At 42.3% G+C, this 21,911-nt stretch carries 16 protein-coding genes; 15 read left to right on the forward strand and 1 reads right to left on the reverse strand.

The annotated features are described in order from the left end of the window. The first annotated feature begins 32 nt into the window (after nt 1–32). From ACQSGY_RS07130 to ACQSGY_RS07195, 14 genes are all read left to right on the forward strand, one after another. The gene (locus tag ACQSGY_RS07130; protein WP_427051299.1) at nt 33–1,172 is read left to right on the forward strand and encodes a UDP-glucuronosyltransferase; all 1,140 of its coding nucleotides are present in this window, start codon (nt 33–35) and stop codon (nt 1,170–1,172) included. Next, on the forward strand, nt 1,162–2,256 hold the full coding sequence (locus ACQSGY_RS07135; protein WP_427051300.1) for a radical SAM protein: 1,095 nt from the start codon (nt 1,162–1,164) through the stop codon (nt 2,254–2,256). Before ACQSGY_RS07130 ends, ACQSGY_RS07135 begins: the two co-directional genes overlap by 11 nt. Before the next feature lie 57 nt (nt 2,257–2,313). Continuing rightward, complete coding sequence (locus tag ACQSGY_RS07140) at nt 2,314–3,504, forward strand: radical SAM protein (protein ID WP_427051500.1); 1,191 nt, start codon at nt 2,314–2,316, stop codon at nt 3,502–3,504. Continuing rightward, a complete protein-coding gene (locus tag ACQSGY_RS07145; protein ID WP_427051301.1) occupies nt 3,501–4,547 on the forward strand; it encodes a Gfo/Idh/MocA family protein in 1,047 nt (348 codons plus the stop codon). The genes ACQSGY_RS07140 and ACQSGY_RS07145 overlap by 4 nt, the downstream gene beginning before the upstream one ends. Further along, nucleotides 4,547–5,317, forward strand: a complete 771-nt coding sequence (rfbF, locus tag ACQSGY_RS07150; RefSeq protein WP_427051302.1) for a glucose-1-phosphate cytidylyltransferase — start codon at nt 4,547–4,549, stop codon at nt 5,315–5,317. Before ACQSGY_RS07145 ends, rfbF begins: the two co-directional genes overlap by 1 nt. Next, nucleotides 5,299–6,444, forward strand: coding sequence for an NAD-dependent epimerase/dehydratase family protein (locus tag ACQSGY_RS07155; RefSeq protein ID WP_427051303.1), 1,146 nt, complete (start codon nt 5,299–5,301; stop codon nt 6,442–6,444). Before rfbF ends, ACQSGY_RS07155 begins: the two co-directional genes overlap by 19 nt. A 2-nt stretch (nt 6,445–6,446) precedes the next feature. Continuing rightward, nucleotides 6,447–7,739, forward strand: coding sequence for a UDP-glucose dehydrogenase family protein (locus tag ACQSGY_RS07160; RefSeq protein ID WP_427051304.1), 1,293 nt, complete (start codon nt 6,447–6,449; stop codon nt 7,737–7,739). 260 nt (nt 7,740–7,999) lie between these two features. Further along, nucleotides 8,000–8,980: an alpha/beta hydrolase gene (locus ACQSGY_RS07165; RefSeq protein WP_427051305.1), complete on the forward strand. Its 981-nt coding sequence runs from the start codon at nt 8,000–8,002 to the stop codon at nt 8,978–8,980. Further along, nucleotides 8,981–11,704, forward strand: a complete 2,724-nt coding sequence (locus tag ACQSGY_RS07170; RefSeq protein ID WP_427051306.1) for a family 78 glycoside hydrolase catalytic domain — start codon at nt 8,981–8,983, stop codon at nt 11,702–11,704. It abuts the gene before it with no gap. Nucleotides 11,705–11,812: 108 nt separating this feature from the next. After that, nucleotides 11,813–13,240 (forward strand): MFS transporter, encoded by a 1,428-nt coding sequence (locus tag ACQSGY_RS07175; protein ID WP_427051307.1) that lies wholly within the window; start codon nt 11,813–11,815, stop codon nt 13,238–13,240. 100 nt (nt 13,241–13,340) lie between these two features. Beyond that, a complete protein-coding gene (locus tag ACQSGY_RS07180; RefSeq protein WP_427051308.1) occupies nt 13,341–16,091 on the forward strand; it encodes a glycoside hydrolase family 78 protein in 2,751 nt (916 codons plus the stop codon). 153 nt (nt 16,092–16,244) lie between these two features. Continuing rightward, the gene (locus ACQSGY_RS07185; protein ID WP_427051309.1) at nt 16,245–18,065 is read left to right on the forward strand and encodes a glycoside hydrolase family 43 protein; all 1,821 of its coding nucleotides are present in this window, start codon (nt 16,245–16,247) and stop codon (nt 18,063–18,065) included. A gap of 131 nt (nt 18,066–18,196) precedes the next feature. Continuing rightward, nucleotides 18,197–18,748, forward strand: a complete 552-nt coding sequence (locus ACQSGY_RS07190) for a PadR family transcriptional regulator (protein WP_427051501.1) — start codon at nt 18,197–18,199, stop codon at nt 18,746–18,748. Beyond that, a complete protein-coding gene (locus ACQSGY_RS07195) occupies nt 18,745–19,122 on the forward strand; it encodes a hypothetical protein (RefSeq protein ID WP_427051310.1) in 378 nt (125 codons plus the stop codon). Before ACQSGY_RS07190 ends, ACQSGY_RS07195 begins: the two co-directional genes overlap by 4 nt. A 348-nt stretch (nt 19,123–19,470) precedes the next feature. Here ACQSGY_RS07195 and ACQSGY_RS07200 read toward each other — a convergent pair whose 3' ends face one another. After that, nucleotides 19,471–19,677 (reverse strand): hypothetical protein, encoded by a 207-nt coding sequence (locus ACQSGY_RS07200; RefSeq protein WP_427051312.1) that lies wholly within the window; start codon nt 19,675–19,677, stop codon nt 19,471–19,473. Between the two features lie 739 nt (nt 19,678–20,416). Here ACQSGY_RS07200 and ACQSGY_RS07205 point away from each other — a divergent pair. After that, the gene (locus ACQSGY_RS07205; protein ID WP_427051313.1) at nt 20,417–21,769 is read left to right on the forward strand and encodes a glycosyl hydrolase 53 family protein; all 1,353 of its coding nucleotides are present in this window, start codon (nt 20,417–20,419) and stop codon (nt 21,767–21,769) included. Nucleotides 21,770–21,911 lie beyond the last annotated feature (142 nt).

Consider the following 21,911-nt stretch of genomic DNA (forward strand, 5'->3'; position numbering starts at 1 on the left):
CCAAGCTTATTTTGCCAGGGGAGACGGTGCGAATGGGTCAAAAGATTACTATATTGTGTTCCGGTTTTGGATTGGGTTTCTATATCCCGGGCTTAATCATTGCTAGAAGGTTACAACAACTCGGTCTGGAAACCTGCGTTGAAGTATTTGAAAACGTGATGGAGGAAGATAAGCAATTCAAAACAGACCAAAACAGACAGGCTTATCGTGAAAATTTCGCTGTCGCTCTTGCATCACAACGAATACCTGGAGACATTCGCCAAAGTCTGAACTTGGCTGCAGTAGAGTCTCTACTTGACCAGTGGATGATGGAAAGACGTACTCGATTTATCGTGTTGTCTGGGCATTGGGTCCATTTGCTGAATATTATGCGTGAACGAACAAAGGATGAAATTGACGTGGATCTGTTATATGTGGACTCCGGTCTTTCTCCCTCATGGAAACAATTACTGAAGCTTAAACCGGATTATGCCTCATGTTATCGGGAAGTTCCGATGTATCATCCGAACAGGCTTGAGATGATGTATCGACTTGATGTAGATGACAAGCCGTCGGTTCCATATGAAGAACGGCCGAGTCGACTCGTTATTCATGGAGGAGGATGGGGCATTGGAACCTTCAAGGAAAAGCTTCGTCAGCTCTTGGACACTGAACACGGGTATGACTTGGATATTGTAGCATACACGGAAGATGAGGTGGTTCCTTCAAATACGCCAGGTTTACGCTATATAATGAATGATCCTCATTGGCGGACATGGTTCAGAGACGAGTCTGGTGTGCACACATTTCCTCCCTACGTTGTTACGGATTCTGGTAAACCTTTTGTTTACAAAACACCAATTGAACATCATGGACTCTATGGATTGGTTCGCCAAGCTATGGCAGTTGTATCCAAGCCTGGTGCGGGGGCTTTGATGGATTCTTTAGCATCAGGCACACCACTCATTATGCTTGAACCATTTGGTGAGCATGAGAAGCGCAATGCATCCATCTGGGAGGAAAACGGGTTTGGCATACCGTACAACGTATGGGCTGAGCAGGGCTACTCCAAAGATATACTAGCACAACTTGCTCATAATCTGATCTCTAGACGAGAACAGATTCAAGATTATTCCACAGAATATATGAGCCGCTTCATTCATTCCGAGAAGGAGGCACTACATGCAGATTGAATCCACAATAACCATGCCAAATCTTGATGTCTCATTACCCAAGTGGGTTTTTTTACAACTGCTTGAGAGCTGTAATCTTCGATGCAGAATGTGTTACGAATGGGGAGAGAACGGTCCTTATCGTGAGTATAAGGTTTTAAACCAGTTAAGCATCGATGTGATTCGCGATATTATCGCTACCTGTAAACCCGCCCAACCTTACTACGAGCTCTACGGAGGGGAACCTCTGTTGCATCCCCAAATTGGTGAAATCCTTCAGGCCATTCATGAAGCAGGTAGCAAAGTTCATTTTCCGACGAATGGAACGCTTTTGGAGAAACATGCGGAGATGTTAATTCAATATCCGCCTGAACGGATATGGATTTCACTTGATGGTCCGGAAGAAATTAATAATGCTCAGCGTGGTAAGGGTGTGTTTAAAAAAGCGATTCGCGGAATCAACAAACTGCTTTCCTTAAGAGAACAAGCAGGAAGTGCATATCCGCAGATTGGGATTAGTACAGTTGTTACACCTGCAAATCACCGGCACCTGGAACAATTTTTCTTTGAATCCATTGATATTTCCAACCTGGATTGCATCAGTATTGAGCTGCAGGCTTATATAACGGAGGAAAACCATCAACAGTATAGCGGGATTCTCAGAAAAGAATTTGGAGTACAAGAGGCGCCTCTATCCAAAGGATTTATCTGTGATCCAGCAATTTTTTCTGACATGGATGCGGGTCTTATTGAGAAGCAAGTTCAACGTCTAGCTGAATTTTGCGAAAAAAATAACAAATATATGAATACGTATCCTCAACAGATGTCAGAAGATAACATCAGGAAATACTTCACCGCTAACTGGCATTCGATGACGCATATTAAAAAACGCTGTCCTTTTCCGTGGATCAGTACAGAAATTAACGCCAGAGGTGATGTTACGTCCTGTCATGCTTATTATGATCTTACGCTGGGCAACGTTAATGAGGAGAGCATTGCTGCGATCTGGAGAGGGGAAAAGTACAAGCAATATCGGCGTTATCTTCGTAAGCATCTTTTGCCTATATGCCAAGGATGCTGCCTGTTTTATAACGAAAAACCGTAATAGGCAAAAACGCGGCCAAGTTTTTAACAAAATCTCAGTCTGAAAGGAAGAGATATGATGCAGCCTAACAGTCGGGTAGAAATGGATGATAAATCATTTGAGATTTTGAAACGGACGATGAGAAATGTGGTTATTCCGCATAGAGAACGAAAGCTAAACCCTTCGTTTAAGATGGACATGCCCGAAGTGGTTGCATTAAAACTGACCAATCGATGCAATCTGCGATGCAAGCACTGTTACCAGTGGAATGAGTCGGGCTACCATCACGATATGGACAAAACGGAACAAAATATGGACATGGACCTTGCTGTTTTTCAGCGCGTATTGGAAGAAACTCATAATACGAAGTCCAGACTATATTTATGGGGTGGAGAGCCGCTTTTCCACCGGGATATTCGTGGTATTCTCGACTTGCTTGAAAAAGACCCCCGTGAAACAACGATTTGTACTAACGCATACCTGATCGAGAAGTTTGAAGATGAGTTGTGTCGTATCTCACCTCACCTTGAGTTACTTATTGCCATTGAAGGGTTCGAGAAAGAACATGATCTGATACGTGGAAAAGGATCCTTTGACAAAGTGATGAAACAGATCGACCGGCTGATGGAACTACGTAAAGAAGGAAAGTTTCAGGGGAAAATATCGATACACACGGTCATTAACGACAGTATGATTGGTCAACTACATCCATTAATGAAATTCTTTGAAGAAAAAGGGATTGATCTGGTTTTATTATGCTTCCCCTGGTATATCTCGCATGAAACATCGGCAGAAATGGATACCTTTTTTCAGGAAAAATTCAATTGGCTTCATCCCATGGATCAACAGCACCGCAGCAGCTGGCATGCTTTTAAATATCGCATCAAACCCGAACATATTCCAGCACTAATGATGGATCTCAGGGTAATTAATGAACATACATGGAAAACACGAATTCGATATCAGCCTGGACTGGACTTTGATGAAATCGAAGATTTCGTGAGTGGTCGTTCAATGACTTCACGCTGTGCTTCGAATTGTTTGGCATTGAGCACAAGAGCAGATATTACACCAACGGGTAATGTAAGTGCCTGTAAATTTTTCTCTGAATTTTCTGTAGGCAACTTGCATGATCAATCATTATCGGATATTTGGCATTCCAAAGCTTATGATCAAATACGAACGACATTAGGAAAACAGTTGTCCCCCGCCTGTTCCAAATGCAATGTATTATACCTGCATGGCTCATCGTCGCTGACTCATATATGAACGAGCTCAACAAAAAAACTTGCAGGCTTGGCATACTTGGCAGTGCAGCTATCGTGAGCCGTGCTGTTTTGGATGTCATTTCGCATATACCACAGGTGGAAGTAGTAGCCATAGCTAATCGTACCCGCTCGAAAGCACTTCACCTGGGCCAACGGTACTCCATCCCTCATGTCCTGCACTCTCTTGAGGAGGTACTGGAGCATCCGCATGTTGATGCCGTTTATATTGCACTTAGCAATGACCTCCATATGGAATGGGTTTTACGTGCACTTGAGGCTGGCAAACATGTGCTCGTAGAAAAACCTGCGGGATTAGGGAAGGAGGATGCCCAGCAACTTGCGAGTGCTCTGAAGCAATCTCCTTCACTCGTCTTCATGGAAGGGATAATAACTGCACATCATCCCTGGCAAGCTGCTCTCAAAGCCATTGTAAGCTCTGGTCAATACGGCTTGTTACATCGGACAGAAACCCGTATTAGCATCCCAGCACCGAATGGTCATCGTGATAATTATCGTAGTGTGAAACTCAAGGGCGGAGGCAGCTTTAATGACCTTGGTTGTTACTGGCTTCAATGGATACAGCAACTAGTAGGTCTGAAAGGAAGTCAAGCTTCAGCTTTTTCTAATTTTGATGGCCCGGATGGCTGTGACTGGACGTTTAATGCCAAACTTCGATATGGTAATGGGTTTGAAGCGGATGTTTTGACTTCATTCGAACTCCCTTATAAAGCCATGCATACGATTTACTTCGAGCGGGCAACAGTGGTTGTCCCGAACTTTTTCAGACCATTAACAGGCTTCTACAGCTTGAAAATTCGTCTGAACGATTCTAATCCGCACAATTATTTAAAACAATTTGAACCCATGAATTATTATGTAAATCAACTACAGGCATTCGCCAAACGCTGTCTTCACCCTGATGATCAACAAGCAGAAGGATATTTAAGTATTGAACGAATGATATGGCATCAAACGATTATGGATTATGCACAGCAACATGCAGCCATGAGTCACGAAACCGGAAACGAAGGGGGTCACTTCTAATGAAAACAGTGATTCTATGTGGAGGTTTAGGTACAAGACTTGCAGAGGAAACGAGAGTACGCCCTAAACCTATGGTTGAGATCGGTGACATGCCAATTTTGTGCCACATTATGCATATCTATAGTTCGCAGGGGTTTCATGAGTTCGAGCTCGCTCTGGGATATAAATCTAATTATATTAAAAAGTATTTTCTGGATTACCCGTTTTTATATAACGATTTCTCGGTGAATCTGGATCAAAATCAAACCGATTTACTAACAGCAACAAAATTGAACTGGAAAATCAATCTAATCGATACGGGACAAGCCACAATGACCGGGGGAAGAATAGCGCGAATGAAACATCGTCTACACGATGAACCCTTTATGTTAACTTATGGCGACGGTATAGGGGATATCGATCTTCATAAGCTGATAAGCTTCCATAAAAGTCACGGCAAGCTTGTAACCGTAACAGCAGTTAGACCCAAATCCCGCTTTGGCATAATGAAATGTCAGGATCGCACAGTAACCTCCTTTCAAGAGAAGGGACAGTTATCTGATGAATGGATAAACGCAGGTTTTTTTGTTATGGAACCAGAGGTATTGGATTATATCCATGGAGATCAGACAGAGTTAGAGCGCCATGTATTACCAGAGCTTGCTCATCAGGGGCAATTAATGGCCTATTATCATGAAGGTTATTGGGCGTGTATGGATACGATTCGGGACAAACAGGAATTGGAACAATTATGGGAGGAAGGGAATGCACCATGGAAAATATGGGGTTAGATTCAATAGAACATGACCAATCTCGTACATTCAACCTTCAATGGGAGCCTGGTTTCTTCGGAAATGAAATCATTGAAGAAGACTTGGACTATATAACTCAAAAATTGGAGCAGAGACATTTATTCTCAGGATGTCGGTTTTTAATTACCGGAGGTGGAGGTTTTATTGGTTACTACCTCGTGCTTGCCCTTTTACATACAAACAGGTCAGGCACACCGATTAAACATATTACTGTTTTGGATCGTTTTCCTAAAGGAATCCCTTCATGGCTTGAACGGCTTCAGGCCGAAGGGGAGCCCTTAACTGCAGTTGTCTTTGACGTGACTACGGATTCATTTTCTGATTATATCTCGGGGACTGATTATATCTTTCACATGGCATCAATCGCATCACCATCATTTTACAGGAAGTATCCGCTGCGTACGCTGGAAGCTAATGTATTTGGCCTGCAGCGCCTTTTACATAGTTGTCTGTCTCACCAACCGAAAGGCATATTATATTTTTCAAGCAGCGAGATTTACGGTAATCCCGATCCAGAGTATATACCCACATCAGAACAATACAACGGTAATGTAGCTACTATTGGACCGAGGGCTTGTTATGATGAGTCCAAGCGGATGGGAGAAACGATCTGCTCATTGTATCATCAAGAGCATCAGCTCCCGGTGCGTATTGTTCGCCCCTTCAACAATTATGGTCCCGGGCTTGAGCTGAGTGATCAGAGAGTTGCTGCAGACTTTGCCAAATCGATCAAAGAAAAGCGAGCAATTGATATTCTATCAGACGGTACACCAACCCGAACGTATTGTTATATCGCGGATGCCATCGTGGGGTATTTTAAAGTCATAACTCATTCTGAATTTGATGTATTTAATATTGGAGCCGATTCCCAAGAAATCAGCGTATCCCGTCTTGCACAACTATTTGCTGAATGTTCAAGGGAACTAACAGGGTATTTTCCTGCAGTTACATATCAAGAATCAGCTGATCCCCATTATTTGACTCATAACCCTCAACGAAGATGCCCCAGCATTGAAAAAGCGAGAAAACTCCTTCGTTTCAATCCTGAAATCGGATTAGAAGAAGGAATCCGGCGTTACTTGATCAGCTGCGGGGTGGGGCAATGATTGTGAGAGATTCAATGGGTATTACAGTTGTTGGATTAGGTTTTGTCGGACTAACTGCCGCGCTGGGATTCGCGGAAAAGGGCTATTCGGTAAAGGCATATGACTCGGATATCTATAAAAGAATGGCATTGAGCAAGGGTGAGCTTCCATTTCATGAGCCAGGTTTACCCCCAATGTTGAACGAACATTTGAATGAAAATTTAGTACTGTGTGACAGTCTGGAGGAATCCCTTTCCGATGCTAAACTGATTTTTATATGTGTCGGGACTCCTTACCATGAAAGAGCAGGCCTCGATTTGTCTACTCTACTTGATGTAGTCAAAGACATTTGTCGATTTTCACCCAAAGATGCTTATCCAAGCATCATAATTAAATCAACCATACCTCCAGGCACGATGCGCACCAAGATCAAGCCAGTTATAGAGGATTGCGGACTTCGAGTTGGACAAGACATCGGCTTGGCATACAATCCGGAATTTTTGAGAGAAGGTAACGCTTGGGATGACTTTATGCACCCTGATCGAATCATCATAGGGGAATTAGATCGGGTAACTTCAGATTTACTTGTAAAGCTCTATGAAAGTTTTGCCGTGCCATGTGCCCAAGTGGGCGCAGAAACAGCAGAAATGCTTAAATTTTCTTCCAATGCGTTGCTCGCAGCGATGATCAGCTTCGCAAATGAACAGGCACTCATTGCAGAACATATAGGACAGGTGAATATACCTGAGTTATTCCATCTCTTACACATGGATAAACGGTGGTCAGGTTCTCCGGCTGGAATGGTTAATTATGTTTATCCCGGCTGCGGATTTGGAGGATACTGTCTTCCTAAGGACACTCTTGCTCTGAAAAATACGGCAAGTCAATATGGTGTCGATGCAAAGATATTGAACGCTGTTATGGAAGTAAATCTTGATATATCTGAACATACGGTCAGAAAAGTAATCGGACGACTCAAACATCGGGATGAACAAATCGGCATACTCGGTTTAGCTTTTAAACCTGGCAGCGATGATGTTAGGTACTCCCCCGCAGTAGGGATTATCGAAGCACTTCTGGATGAGGGATGCACCAATCTCTCTGCTTATGATCCGATGGCTATGAGGAATTTTGAAGAGCACTACAGTCTTCCATTAAAGATGGCAAACTCCCTGGATGAAATCGTAGCAGGTAGTGATATTTGTGTCATTGTTACTGCCTGGCCAGAGTTTCAGACTCTAACCGATTATGCAAACGACATTAGGATAATAGATGCAAGGTACATGCTAACAAACAAAGAACCTAGCTTTATATAGTGTTTAATAACGGAGCATTATAACATCTTTATCCGTTGCTCAGCCAATGATATGTCTCACGGATAATATAGATTAAAGGTACTTCTCCAGAGAGGTGCCTTTTTTGTTTATGATAACGTTCAGTCACTAAATCATGATTGTGAAATATAACAACTAGTTCAGATTGAATTATTCGACCTTAAGATATAGTTATTTTCCGAACTAAATCTGTCCGCTACAATTTATATTATAGATCCATCACATGCTAGGAGCGGATTACTATGGATTTGCTGACACCATATATCCTAGAAGGAAAAAACTCTTTCCCTGCCATGATTATCTGTCCAGGCGGTGCTTATTCCACAAGAGCTTATCATGAGGGGGAGCCAGTCGCATTGTGGCTCAACCGTATTGGTATCTCGGCTTTTGTATTGAATTACAGAGTATCTCCACACCAACATCCTGCTCCGTTAGAGGATGCTCAGACAGCCATCCGTCTTGTTAGAGCAAACGCATCTGAATGGAATGTGGATCCAAAAAGGGTTGGCATCATGGGATTCTCCGCAGGAGGTCACCTTGCGTCAACAGTAGGGACCCATTCTGATCTCGGAAATCCTCATTCTAATGATTCAATCCTTCAGCAAAGCAGTCGTCCTGACCTCATGGTTCTTGGCTATCCAGTCATCACAATGAACGATGAATTTACCAGTACAGGCAGCCGAGAAGCACTTTTGGGAGAACGGCAAACAGATCCCGATCTACTGAATCTATTATCCAATGAAAAGCAGATTACTGCAGATACGCCACCGGCGTTTTTATGGCATACGGTTGAAGATAACGGTGTACCTTTGGAAAACAGTCTCCTGTTCGCAAATGGGCTTCGTAAGCACAATATTCCGTTTGCATTGCATCTGTTCGAAAGTGGCATGCATGGAATTGGCTTGGCAGAAGATCATCTTGAGGCGCAGCATTGGCCAGTTTTGTGCGAGGAATGGTTGAAGAAAAGACAATTTATTACAACGAATCCCCAATGGGAAGCATTTTCGACTTTAGGCGATATGTTGAGTGATGAGAAGGCAAGAGCAATGCTGGATAGCTATCTTCCAGAACTGGTACAGTCTCCGTACCTTGATTATACCAAAGGCTTTACTCTTAAAATGCTTTCTTCATTTCCTCATTCTCCTGTATCCAAAGAAATATTACAGTCAATTCATGCTGATTTGAGGCTTCTAGCTGAAAAATTTAAAAAAGGAGTTAATTGAATGCATGAATTATGGAATGGTACCATTAAGACGCCCTACCTTCAGTTTTATGCCGTGTTTACGATCATTAAAGACAGCAGCGGGGCTGTTCAGCTTATAGTAGAAACGGAACCAATGAATCTAAACCTTTCTTGTGAACAGGTTCGTTTGAACGAAAACGTACTTTCGGCAAAAGGAATAGATCCATCAGGTCAGTCTTATGACATCGAACTTACTTTTCAACATCAAACTTGTACTGGATCAATCTCTTTACCATACATGGGTACTGTTCAGTTCTCGGGTGAAAAAGGGAGAGGGGCTTCCTTAAACGAGAAGCTTCAGCAATATGGTGAAGCTTCTGTTCAGGAGAACCGCTACTGGAAAGGGAAATGGATATGGGATGTCAGGCAGCCCGAGGAGCAGAAAAATACCGAGCATCACCTTGTATATTTCCGAAGAAGTTTCCACATCGATGAATGGATAGCACCCAAATTGGTGATTGATATTTCTGCAGACAGCAGATACAGACTTTATGTTAATGGTAAATCCGTTTCGATCGGTCCTTGTAAAGGGGATATGCACACTACATATTACGAAACTGTAGATGTAGGTGAACACCTTATTACAGGTAACAACGTTCTTGCAGTAAAGGTTCTCCGTTATCCTGTAATGGAACCATTCAAAATTGGAGAGGGAGGACCTATTTCCATTTGGCGCTCACAGTCTGCTGGCCTGCTAGTAGAGGCCTCTTTACGAGACGAAACCGGCACTGAGATAATTCCACTCCACTCTGATGCAAACTGGCGTACCTATCGTCATCAAGGATACCGACATGTGTCCAAACAACTTATCCGATGGATGGGAGGCGTAGAGGAAGTAGAAGGGAATGGCGCACCGAAAGGCTGGGAGTTCTCCGAATATGATGATTTGAGCTGGGAACATGCTATCCCATTCGCCGAAACACGAGGATTTGCCGGGATCCTTAGTCCATGGAACTTGTTACCTCGACCCGTACCATTCATGTACGAAGAAGAAAAACAATTTGTTAAAGTAACAAAAACAACGGGAGTTGGAGTCGAAGAGACTGAAAAGTTTCTACAAAATACGCTTGATAACACATCATCGCTGGTAATCCCAAGCAGACATAAAATTCAGGTGGATCTTGATGCTGGGGAATTGACAACCGGTTATATCAACATACGGATGCGTAATGGCCGAGGTGCTAAAGTGAGATTAATGGGTGCGGAGTGTTATGAATTTCACGAGAGCACTGAAATGCAACGAAAAAAAGGAGATCGAGAAGACAGCACCGGACAGTTAATGGGCGAATTTGATACCTATATTGTTTCAGGACAAGTAAATGACACGGTTACGGATGAGGTCTACGAGCCTTTCTGGTTCAGAACGTTCCGTTACGTTCGTTTGGAAATAGAAACAGAAGAAACTCCACTTGAACTGTTGCAGTTGTCATACAGAGAAACCAGATATCCATTAGAAGTCAAAGCACAATTTGAATCTTCAGATCAAGAACTTAACAAAATTTGGGATCTAAGTGTTCGAACTTTACAACTTTGTATGCATGAAACTTATGAAGACTGCCCTTATTACGAACAACTACAGTATGCGATGGATAGTCGACTCATGATGCTGTTTACGTATAATGTTAGCGGCGATGACAGAATGGCAAAGCGAACCATAGAAGATTTTTATCGTTCGAGACAACCTTCCGGATTACTTCAGGCACGTTTCCCATCGGTTGAGCCTCAAGTCATTCCATCTTTTTCACTTTACTGGGTAGATATGATCTCAGAGCATTTTGAGTTTAATGGGGACCTGCAATTAGTGGAGCAATATCGGCCTGCCATCATTGAATTAATGGATTGGTTTCATACAAGGTTAACGGATGACGGAATCGTTGGTGTTACTTCAAACCGATACTGGACCTACTTCGATTGGGTTGACGCATGGCCGCTCGGTGCGCCGCCTGAGAGCGTGGATAGTCCCATGTTTTTGCTGAGTTTCATGTATGCAGCAGCGTTAAGGAAATCCGCAACATTATTACATGCTACAGGCTGGAGTCAAGCTGCATCAACAATGGAATCGAGAGCAGAACAAGTGTGTAATGCCTTGAGAAAGCTTGCCTGGTCAGAAGAACGTCAGTTATTTCGCGATATGCCTGGACTGGAGATATATAGTCAGCACACTCAGATTATATCGATCCTTGCAGGAGCAATCGAAGGAGAAGAAGCCCGACGACTGATGGAACGCACACTGGATGAGCCAATTCACCGGGTAACGTTGCCGTTCACGTATTTAATGATTCAAGCTTTAAAGAAAGTGGGGCTACAGCATAAAATATTTGGATTGTGGGATCGCTGGCGTGTATTCGCTTCACAAGGTTTGACGACGCTCCCAGAGATGGAAGTGAATCCAAGAAGTGATTGTCATGCTTGGAGTGCTGTTCCACTGGCTGAATTCCCAGCTACTATTCTAGGTGTAACACCCGCTGATCCGGGAGCAACTACCATTAGAATTGAACCACACATTGGAAAACTAGACTGGGCGAAGGGTAGCGTGGCAACCAAGCAAGGATTGATTGAGATCGAATGGCGTATTGAGGAGTATCAATTTTTGTTAAAAGCTAAATTGCCTGTAGAGACATCAGCAATAGTTAAGCTTCCAGATGGTGAAGAGCAATCATTCCGTGGATCAAAAACCTTTAGTTGCACCATCTTACAAAACTAAATCTAAGCAAGGCAGCGTTATTCAAATATTCAATCCGATTACTTTTAGGATGACCAAAACCATTCCTGAAAGCGGTGACATCTATGAGAGAAAGAAGGGAAAACTACAATGAGAGCTGAGCAGAATATCTCTAATCCACCAATTGTAGAAACAAACAAAAAGTCTAAGGCTTTAGGTCTTGATGCCCAAGGTATTCAGAAAACAATGAAACCTCGTCATTACTTGGGAGACGGGGCGGGGCAAATTGCCTTAAACTCCATCAACGGTCTAATCGGAATGTTAACTTATTTTTATACAGATAAAGTAGGCATTGCAGCCGCAACAGTGGGAACAATTATGCTCATCACCAAATTTATTAATGCCATAGCTGACTTGGTGATGGGTAGAGTTGTCGATGCAACAAGGTCCAAATACGGAAAGGCTAGACCGTGGATTCTATGGATGGCTCTTCCAGCAATGGCCTCCATCATATTACTGTTCACCGTACCAGCTGAAGCATCAGCAACTGTAAAGAGCATCTATGCTCTAGTTACGGTAGCCTTTGCCTCAGCCGTTGTTTATACGGGAATTGCAATACCTTATGGAAGCTTAATGGCAATACGCACGAGAAGTGTAGAAGAACGCGGGAAAATGGGCATTACTCGAACTGTGTTTGGTTATCTTATCGGTATGATTATTTCAATTGCACTAATTCCAGTGACCAATATGTTTGGCGGAGATCAATCCGCATGGATTATGGTTGCCGTTGTGCTAGGAGGCGTGTCCTTTATCGCGTTGGTGCTGACATTCCTAGCTTCCAAAGAAAACAATGGCAATGTAAAAGTAGTTGAGACGGATAACGTCCCTTTCTGGGAAAGCATCAAGCTTCTGTTCAAAAATAAATATTGGGTCATTATGCTGTTTGCACAATTACTGATCAACATGATGTATACGCTTAACGGTTCAACTGGAATCTATTACACAAAGTATATTCTCGGAAATGAAGATTTGATAGGAATCATGGGAGCCATTGGATTGATTCCGGTATTTTTAGGTTTCGCTATAGTAGGACCGATGATTAAAAAATTCGGACTTGCAAGAACAGCGCGAATTGGTATGATTGTCGGCATCGTTGCATCCCTTATTCGCTGCTTTATGCCATATAACTTTATTGCGGCTCTAGTCTTTGGAGGTATTGCCACGCTAGCAACAATTCCAATGATGGCTGTAGGCGGGGTGCTGGTGAACAACACGGTAGAATATGGTGAATGGAAGACAGGCAAACGGTTAGTTGGGATGGTCAACAGCGCTAATAGTTTTGGCGTTAAAATTGGTATGGGTCTGGCAGCTGCAATGATCGGCTGGATATTGGCATTGGGTAACTATGACGGGGCATTAGCAACACAAACCGATTCAGCGATTACCAGTATCCTTGTTCTGACGGTATATCTTCCTTTAGTGATCTTTGTTCTTACTTATCTTTGCTTGCGTAAGTACGATTTGGATGAGAAGTATCCTCAAATTGTTAAAGAATTGGAAGAACGTAAAAATGGTTAGGGAGGAACGGTAGCATCGCTTATTTGAAGCATTAATTATTGAAAAATAAAATTAGTAAGCGATATCATAAAATTTTTGAATTATGGAAAGGTGGATCAATATGAAGCTAAAAAATCTTCGCATTGAATACATGGAAAATCCCCTGGGCTTGGATACAACAAACCCGCGGGTATCGTGGCAATTAGTTTCTTCAGCGCAGGGAGTTATGCAGACTGCATATCAGATTGCAGTAACAAAGGATACTCAGAGAATTTGGGATACAGGTAAGGTGGAAGCCGATACTTCAATTCTGGTAGAGTATGCGGGACCTCCGCTTCAGGCCGCCACTCTATACCAGGTTCATGTCACCGTTTGGGATAACCAAGGCAATCAGGCAAGCATTGAAGGACATTTTGAAACAGGTCTTCTGAAGGGAAGTAACTTTACAGCAGATTGGATTACACATACCTTCCCGGATGATGAGACTGCACCTCCCATTTTCCGAAAGATTTTCACTGTAGAAAAGGATATACAGTCAGCCCGTCTCTATGCATCCTCATTAGGAGTCTATGAGATTTCGGTTAACGGGAATAGAGTAGGAGATCACTACTTTGCCCCTGGTTGGACAAATTACAATGAGCGTTTGCAATACCAGACCTATAGTTTAGACGGTATGCTTGAAAAAAGTAATAAAATCGAGATTACCGTTGGAAATGGCTGGTATAAAGGGATATTCGGCTTTACCTGTACTCCGAATCATTACGGTGACAGAGTGGCAGCTATCGCAGAACTTCACATCGTCTATACAGACGGATCTAAAGAAATGATTGTAACGGATGAAAGCTGGAAGGTAACCAAGGGAATGATTCGTTCCAGCGAAATCTACATGGGGGAGACCTACGATTCTTGTTTTATAGACGATACGCTATATGATGTGCTGCCTTTCTCCTATAACAAAGAGCGTCTTGTCGCCCAGGAAAGTGAACCGGTCAGAATTACCAGGAGGCTTCCCGCGGTGGAGTTCATTACGACACCAAAAGGAGAGAAGGTTATAGATTTCGGACAAATTGTCACCGGATTCGTAGAACTTCAGATTACCGGGCGTGAGGGCCAGGTCATTACCATCCGACATGCCGAGGTGCTTGATAAAGAAGGTAACTTTTATCCTGAAACTTTGCGGCAGGCTGAATCTATTGATCGATTTGTTTGTAACGGTAAAGAACAAATTTTCCGGCCGCACTTCACGTTCCATGGATTTCGTTACATCGCGGTAGAAGGGTTAGAGGTAGTACAACCGGAGTTTTTTACAGCCTGCGTACTGCATTCACATCTGGAGGAAACAGGTAATCTGGCAACCTCCAATGAAATGGTTAACCAGTTATTCAGTAACATCCAGTGGAGTCAACGCGGTAATTTCCTTGACATTCCCACGGACTGTCCTCAAAGAGATGAACGTCTTGGCTGGACAGGAGATGCTCAAGTGTTTGCCGGAACTTCTGCATTTAATATGAACGTCGCGTCCTTCTTTACAAAATGGCTGCGTGATCTAGCTTCTGAGCAAACTGAAGAATATGGCGTCCCTCATGTAATTCCTAATATCCTTGGGAATCAGGAGGGAGCTGCTGCTTGGAGCGATGCTGCTGTTATTGTTCCCTGGGTCATGTATCAGATGTATGGCGACCTTAGGCTGCTCGAGCAACAGTACGAAAGCATGAAGGGCTGGGTTGATTACATCACGGAACGCTGTGGTGTTAATGGGCTTTGGCAGACAGGGTTTCAATACGGAGACTGGCTCGGACTTGATAAAGAAGAGATTAGTAATGAGCGAACTGGAGCTACGGACGTTTATCTGGTGGCTAACGCTTATTATGCCTATTCCACGGAGTTGCTCGCCAAGACTGCCAAGTTGTTAAATAAATCTGAGGATGCCTCCAAGTACGAAACTCTTCACAGCCAAATCAAATTAGCGTTCAAGGAAGAGTATATTTCAGCAACCGGCAGATTAGTCAGTGAAACTCAAACAGCTTGCGTATTAGCTCTTCATTTTAATCTGGTTGATGACAAGCACCGGGAGAGAGTCCGCAAGACACTGGAGACAAATATTGCCCAACATAAGAATCACCTTACAACTGGTTTTGTGGGCACTCCATATCTGTGTCATGTATTATCTGAGAATGAATTGCACGAGCTTGCCGGTACCTTGTTCCTAAAAGAGGATTTTCCGTCATGGTTGTATGCCGTTAAGAAGGGAGCTACAACCATCTGGGAACGGTGGAACTCCATTCTCCCGAGTGGAGATTTTGATACATCCGGCATGAACTCCTTAAATCATTATGCATATGGATCTATTGGGGAATGGATGTACAGGAAGCTGGCTGGTATTAATCAAATTGAACCCGGCTTTAAAAAAATCTTGATCCAGCCTCAGTTCATTAAGGGGATAAGTGCAGTTGAAGGCATTTATAACTCAGTATATGGCGAAATCAAGAGCTCATGGTCTTGCGAGAACGGAGAAATTATCGTCAATGTAACAATCCCGGCCAATACTACTGCCATCATCAAACTGCCTGAGCAAAAAGATTCCATTGAAGTCGGTTCTGGAGATTACTCCTTTAGATATCCTACACAAACCAATCTTAGAATAGACAGGTTTACACTGGACTCCACTCTTAAGGAAATAATAGAAGAGCCGATAGCTGTTCAGTTGATTGAAGAGCATGCCCCCGGTATGCTGGACCATCCAATGATAAAATATGCATATGACTTCTCCATAAGCGAATTGTTGGCAAATACCCCTAAGGAAACAGAAATGTTGTTTAAACTGCTTTTGAAAACATTAAATGAACCGAAAAAACAAGGTGCTTTTCATTAAAACAAAAGGGTGTTGTAGGATAACTACAATGCCCTTTGTCTTAATATGAATTAGAAATTCCAGTAAAATTTGCCGAAAACACATTGATCAATGAACATGATATGTACAGAAATGTCAATGATTCAGTTTTTAGAAAAGGAGTGTTACGCGAGGATGATAACCAATCCTATTCTAAGTGGGTTTCACCCTGATCCATCTGTTGTTCGTGTGGGTGAAGATTATTACATCGCAACTTCAACATTTGAATGGTATCCAGGTGTACGAATACACCACTCTCGTGATCTTAAACATTGGAGAATCGTGTCTCATGCCCTAACCAGACCGTCTCAGCTTAATATGGCTGGGAATCCTGACTCATGTGGCGTTTGGGCTCCTTGTTTGTCCTATGATAAAGGGATATTTTATCTGTTATTTACTGATGTAAAAATCAGATTAGGCCCATTCAAGGATACACATAACTACATGGTTACAGCTACAAACATTGAAGGGCCCTGGTCAGACCCTATCTACTTAAACAGTAGCGGATTCGACCCCTCTTTTTTTCACGATGATGACGGACGTAAATGGATGCTTAATATGTTGTGCGATCACCGGTCTGGGCGTAATCCTTTTGCAGGAATATTGCTTCAGGAGTTTTGTACAGAGAGAAACATGTTAATTGGAAAAGCCAAAAATATTTTTCATGGAACTGAATTGAACTGCACAGAGGGGCCTCATTTATATAAACACCATGGTTATTATTATTTGTTGACCGCAGAAGGAGGAACCTCGTATTCTCATGCTGCAACAATGGCACGCTCTAGGTCAATTGAAGGACCATACGAGGTTGACCCTTTGAATCCTATTCTGACATCGTTGGATGATGATAGCCTAAAGTTAAAGAAAGCGGGACATGGTAGTTTGGTAGAAACACAGAATGGTGAGTGGGCTATGGTACATCTCATCGGCAGGCCAGTTAATAACATCAGCTGTATTCTTGGAAGAGAGACTGCCATTCAACGCATGGAGTGGACCGACGATCACTGGCTTAGAATCGCTGGTGGAGGACAAGCTCCTAAATTATCGATTAATGATTTTGAATTACCTCATTATCCATTCCCGCCTGTTGCTGCAATTGATCACTTTGATCAAAAAGAACTTGATCAGCGTTGGAACACTTTAAGGGTTCCAACAGATTCCACTTGGCTTTCTTTAACAGAAAAAGCAGGCAGTTTACGGATTTATGGTCGGGAATCATTAAGCTCAACATTCAGACAGAGTATGGTGGCTCAGCGACAACAAACAATGAATGTTGAAGTAGAAACCTTGCTTGAATTCGATCCGGATCATTTTCAACAGATGGCTGGTTTAATTTTATACTATGATACGAGTGACTATGTGTACTTAAGAATTACGAGGGATGAACATCTCGGGAAGTGCTTGGGGATTGTAAGATCATTTCAAGGAAATTGGGAAGAGTTTCCTGAATCAGAGATTTCAATCGACGGCACTCAACGTTGTAAACTGAAAGCGACTGTAAACCATAACCTCTTGCTTTTTTCTTATTCTCTTGATGAAGGGGCATGGAATACGATTGGAAAGGTCATGGATATTTCACATTTAAGTGATGAAACGAATGAAAGAAATGGATTCATCCGATTTACCGGAAACTTTTTGGGTATATGTGTTCAAGATTTAAGTGGTATGAGAAAACATGCGGACTTTGATTACTTTAGATGTGAGGAAATTGAAGTTCAGCTTCATATGGATACAACACCATTGAACCCAGAAGACATAACAGAACACACCAAAATCGGAACTTTATTGGATGACGACCGCTATCAAGCGATTATAGAGAATCATATGCCAGGAATCGCACATAGCCCGCAAATTAGTATGGTTAAAGGATTCAGCCTCAAACAATTGACTCAGATTCCACAAGCTAATTTTTCCATTGAGAATTTACAAAAGTTATTACAAGACTTAATATCTTGACGTTCCTAATTACAGAACTATAATGACCGCATACTAGAAAAGCGTTAAAGAGTGACACAGCAAAGACCGATTCTGCATCGTCACAGTCTGCTGTAGATCATTTTGAACTTACTGCGACGGCATGGACGATAATAGGTTTTCTTTCGTTGCAGCCACGAAGCGGTTACGAAATTCGAGAAGCTGCGAAACGGTCGGTTCGCTTTTTTGGGGGCATCAGTGACGGACAAATGTATCCCCAATTGAAAATACTTGAAGATCTGGCGCTTATCGAAGCGCCAAAAGGTGTTGAAGGGCCTAGGTCGCGCCAGCGCTGGCAGCTGACCGACACAGGCCGAGAAGCTCTACGCAAATGGCTTGTCAGCCCATCAGCCCATTTACAGATGCGCGATGAGAATCTTGTCAAATTTTTATTTGCTGCCCAAGAGGGACCAGAGCTACTGCTTCATTTGATTCGTGAACGACGGGAAAGTTTTACTTGGTTTCTAAATTTAATTAAAGAAATACAGACCGGTAGTTCTTGGGAAGATTCGAAGGAAGACTCTTCCTTCGCGGGACCACTACTTCTTCAGCGCTACGGAATCGGGTTTGCAGAAACGGTTCTGGATTGGTGCGACCAAGCTGAGGTATCCTTGCTTTCTCCAAAAAATAAGAAAGCTTTTAATGACAAGGAGAAACCTCTATGAAAAATGGACTTCAGGCAAGTGGCAAAAAACCATCCACAGTTACATTTGCTCAGATATTGTTGTACTTAGCGGCAGCAGTAAACATTGTGAATGGCATTTACTCGCTTGGTGGTGAAGGGACACTTAACAAATGGATATGTCTAGCCATGATCGTTGTCGGTGTCGCTTCCATATGGGCCGGAGCACGTCTTAGCTACCCACATACATCCCGGCGCAGTTTTGCTTTCTCGCTGTCCATCGTAATGATTGTGATGAGACTTATTGAATTTGCCGTCTGGCAAAGTATCGGTTTATTGCTGGGTGTTATTTTGCCGGTGATCATTATTTGGAGACTAAGTAGCACTGAAGCAAAGGAATGGTTTGGCTTGAATTAATATTTATGACAAGGTTGGTTCTCAAAGTCCTTTACTCACGAATAAATAAATAAATAAATAAATAATAGAACGATGTCTTCCATAGGGAGACATCGTTCTATTATTTATTATATCTTTTTTAGATATGAACATTAGAGTTCATCGAGCATTTCGTTCAATAGTTCCAGTCGCATTCAATCTGTCTGATTGTATAACAGGAGAGCATCAGTCCAATCCAGAGTCACTGGATCATATGTATAAAATGTCTTCGGGAGATTGTAGTACATGTTACCTTCACTCACATAACGTTTCCCGTGTTTTTGACAATTATGCTGTAGGTTCCCGTCCGTCCACCACCGCCGAGCTGGTTCAACATATGTTCATCATATTCAAAGGTAGGATCTTGCATAGCGGATTCCACCATGCTTCACTCATATTTCCAAGGGCTGCTCCAGCATTCATAGCCATGATCAGTGCGTCTCCCTCATTGCCTGATGGCGATAGGGGATGAGTAACTTGTCCCTTAAGAAATGTTTCGATCAATTGTTTATTCCATTCAAAGTCGCCAGAGGCCATTATAACGCCTTTATGCGCTCAAATATAACAGGGCTTATCTTAACGAATCCGAATATAGCTCCATCATCATCTGCAATTAATTCTTTACCAGCTGATTCGGTCCAGATCTCGACTTCTCCATCCACGAGTGCCTGAAGTAGGGAAGCGAGGAAGGAACATCCCATCGTAACGGTATTATTCTCGAAACGCTCTACAATTTTCTCAAAATCAATTCCGTTAATTGCGCCGTCTTCTTCCAGTCTAAGGGGAGGGATTAATCAATTCAGGATCAGGTTCTTTCCCACCTGTTAAACAGATGATGCTACATTACATCAAGCCCCCAGTTATGAAAATGATAAGACGAGAAGTACTTCTACATGGATTCTTAAAAAATAGTCATGCAGTTTAGTGAACATTTTTAGTTCATTACATGTATTTCCATGAACATTGGGTATGAGGTATTCCCTGTTATGACCTCTCGCTCATTGCCCCATCGTACATAAAGGGCTTGCCCTTTCGTACGATTTTTTTTTCTTTCTTTTTCGTTATCATGAAGTAAAGAGTTGCTTAAGGATATCAGAAAAGTGAAAGGGGAAGGATTAGAATATGGCGAATATGGATGACCTCTCGTTTCTTTAACTCCGGTTAAACTGACAATTACCATTCTTTTTGTTAACGAAGCACATATTAAACGGTTTATTTCAGATCATACTTAATTAAAATACTACCTAGCTTAGCTATAAAGGAGACTTCTTTCATCATGGAGAAAATAAAGTATGTATTACATCACATGAAAACAAGAACAAAGATTATGATTTCTTTACTTATCATTATTTTAATCATAGCAGGGATTATCGTAAGAAATTTATCAGTATATGTGGAAGATAAAGATTATGTACCTGCTGCCACTACAGAGAAATTCCGTGTAGCGCTTTCGGTAAGCCCTTTTTCGGGAAGTGAATTTAAGACGGGGAATACCTATACAGCAGGAGACGTTACTGCGAAAAACCGTGAGGAATTAGAGAAGATGTATATTTCATCAGGCGCTACGGAAATGTACGCAAGAATTGCGACTAAACGTTATCCTACTGCCGATAATATCGTGAATGGTGAGGAAGATCCAAATGCAAATTACCACACCTTGGAGCAGGGATTAGAGCTAGCTCGAATGGCAGCCAAATTAAATATACCGTTGAACCCTGAAATTATGCTGGCTTATACATACATGGATATGGATCGGCAACAAGCACCTAATTTCGAAGAATATCCCGAAATATATGCACTGCAAAACGGAAAACCTTGGGAAGAATTAACTTTAGATGAGATGAACATTGTCTTGGAAGCATACGGAAAATTTGTGGCAACCGAAATTTTGAAAACAGGTGTCAAAGTAGAGAACTGGAACATTGGTAACGAAGCAAACTATGGTTTTGCAGGGGTAAGCATTGGGTTGAAAACCGCAGTAAACGAAAAGTTGGAAAAAGTTCCGGGCTTCATGAGACATGTCTATTCTGTGATGGGAACCAATTGGTTGAAAAATAATATATGGAAATACAATGCAGTGCAGATGACAGCGGTAGCCAAAGGGATTAAAGAGGCCTACACGAGTTTAGGACTTGATTCAAGCAATGTTAAGTTTTCTACTCACATCGCCACTGTAGTAACAACAGTGAAAACAGCAGTCACCTATTTCAAGACGTTAAAGGAAAATGGATTCCCTATCGATACTGCTGGAATTAGTTTTTATCCCAGCGCGCCAGGGGTATACATCGATAAAATGGTTATGTATAAGAAAATAGTTACTGCGATTAACAAAGAGGTCGGTATACCTGTATTTATCGCAGAGTTTTCTTATCCTTCAGGTGAAGTGCAGGGCGCATATGCGGGATGGTCAAAAACGGTCAAGGGATATCCGCATAATGAAGAAGGACAAGCTGCAATCTATCATGATGTGGTTCAGTGGGGTAAAACACATGGACTTATAGGTATCCGTTATTGGGCTCCAGATTACAGTGGGTGGGGAAGCATGTCAATGTTTGATTACTCGGATCATGGCGCTAAAGCTAAGAAAATATTAATGAATGCTATTTCCGAAGAAAACAAATTAAAATAACTGTATAATTTAATCAGGTCAATATAGAAAAGTCGCTTATAGCGGCTTTTTTTATTTATCGGATTACTTGAAGATTGCCTCAAGGATATCGCATAAAAAGTGACCCTGTATTAAATTGAATTAGAGGATCGGTAGAATTGAT

This window comes from Paenibacillus sp. TC-CSREp1, from assembly GCF_050171015.1.
GTDB lineage: Bacteria > Bacillota > Bacilli > Paenibacillales > Paenibacillaceae > Paenibacillus > Paenibacillus silvae.

What these genes read in the sequence shown, in the direction of transcription:
- ACQSGY_RS07155 (WP_427051303.1), top strand. Translation starts at nt 5,299, where the DNA reads ATGGAAAATATGGGGTTAGATTCAATAGAACATGACCAATCTCGTACA.
- ACQSGY_RS07130 (WP_427051299.1), top strand. Translation starts at nt 33, where the DNA reads ATGGGTCAAAAGATTACTATATTGTGTTCCGGTTTTGGATTGGGTTTC.
- ACQSGY_RS07185 (WP_427051309.1), top strand. Translation starts at nt 16,245, where the DNA reads ATGATAACCAATCCTATTCTAAGTGGGTTTCACCCTGATCCATCTGTT.
- ACQSGY_RS07200 (WP_427051312.1), bottom strand. Translation starts at nt 19,677, where the DNA reads ATGGCCTCTGGCGACTTTGAATGGAATAAACAATTGATCGAAACATTT.
- ACQSGY_RS07145 (WP_427051301.1), top strand. Translation starts at nt 3,501, where the DNA reads ATGAACGAGCTCAACAAAAAAACTTGCAGGCTTGGCATACTTGGCAGT.
- ACQSGY_RS07165 (WP_427051305.1), top strand. Translation starts at nt 8,000, where the DNA reads ATGGATTTGCTGACACCATATATCCTAGAAGGAAAAAACTCTTTCCCT.
- ACQSGY_RS07195 (WP_427051310.1), top strand. Translation starts at nt 18,745, where the DNA reads ATGAAAAATGGACTTCAGGCAAGTGGCAAAAAACCATCCACAGTTACA.
- ACQSGY_RS07140 (WP_427051500.1), top strand. Translation starts at nt 2,314, where the DNA reads ATGCAGCCTAACAGTCGGGTAGAAATGGATGATAAATCATTTGAGATT.
- rfbF (WP_427051302.1), top strand. Translation starts at nt 4,547, where the DNA reads ATGAAAACAGTGATTCTATGTGGAGGTTTAGGTACAAGACTTGCAGAG.
- ACQSGY_RS07175 (WP_427051307.1), top strand. Translation starts at nt 11,813, where the DNA reads ATGAGAGCTGAGCAGAATATCTCTAATCCACCAATTGTAGAAACAAAC.
- ACQSGY_RS07170 (WP_427051306.1), top strand. Translation starts at nt 8,981, where the DNA reads ATGCATGAATTATGGAATGGTACCATTAAGACGCCCTACCTTCAGTTT.
- ACQSGY_RS07135 (WP_427051300.1), top strand. Translation starts at nt 1,162, where the DNA reads ATGCAGATTGAATCCACAATAACCATGCCAAATCTTGATGTCTCATTA.
- ACQSGY_RS07205 (WP_427051313.1), top strand. Translation starts at nt 20,417, where the DNA reads ATGGAGAAAATAAAGTATGTATTACATCACATGAAAACAAGAACAAAG.
- ACQSGY_RS07180 (WP_427051308.1), top strand. Translation starts at nt 13,341, where the DNA reads ATGAAGCTAAAAAATCTTCGCATTGAATACATGGAAAATCCCCTGGGC.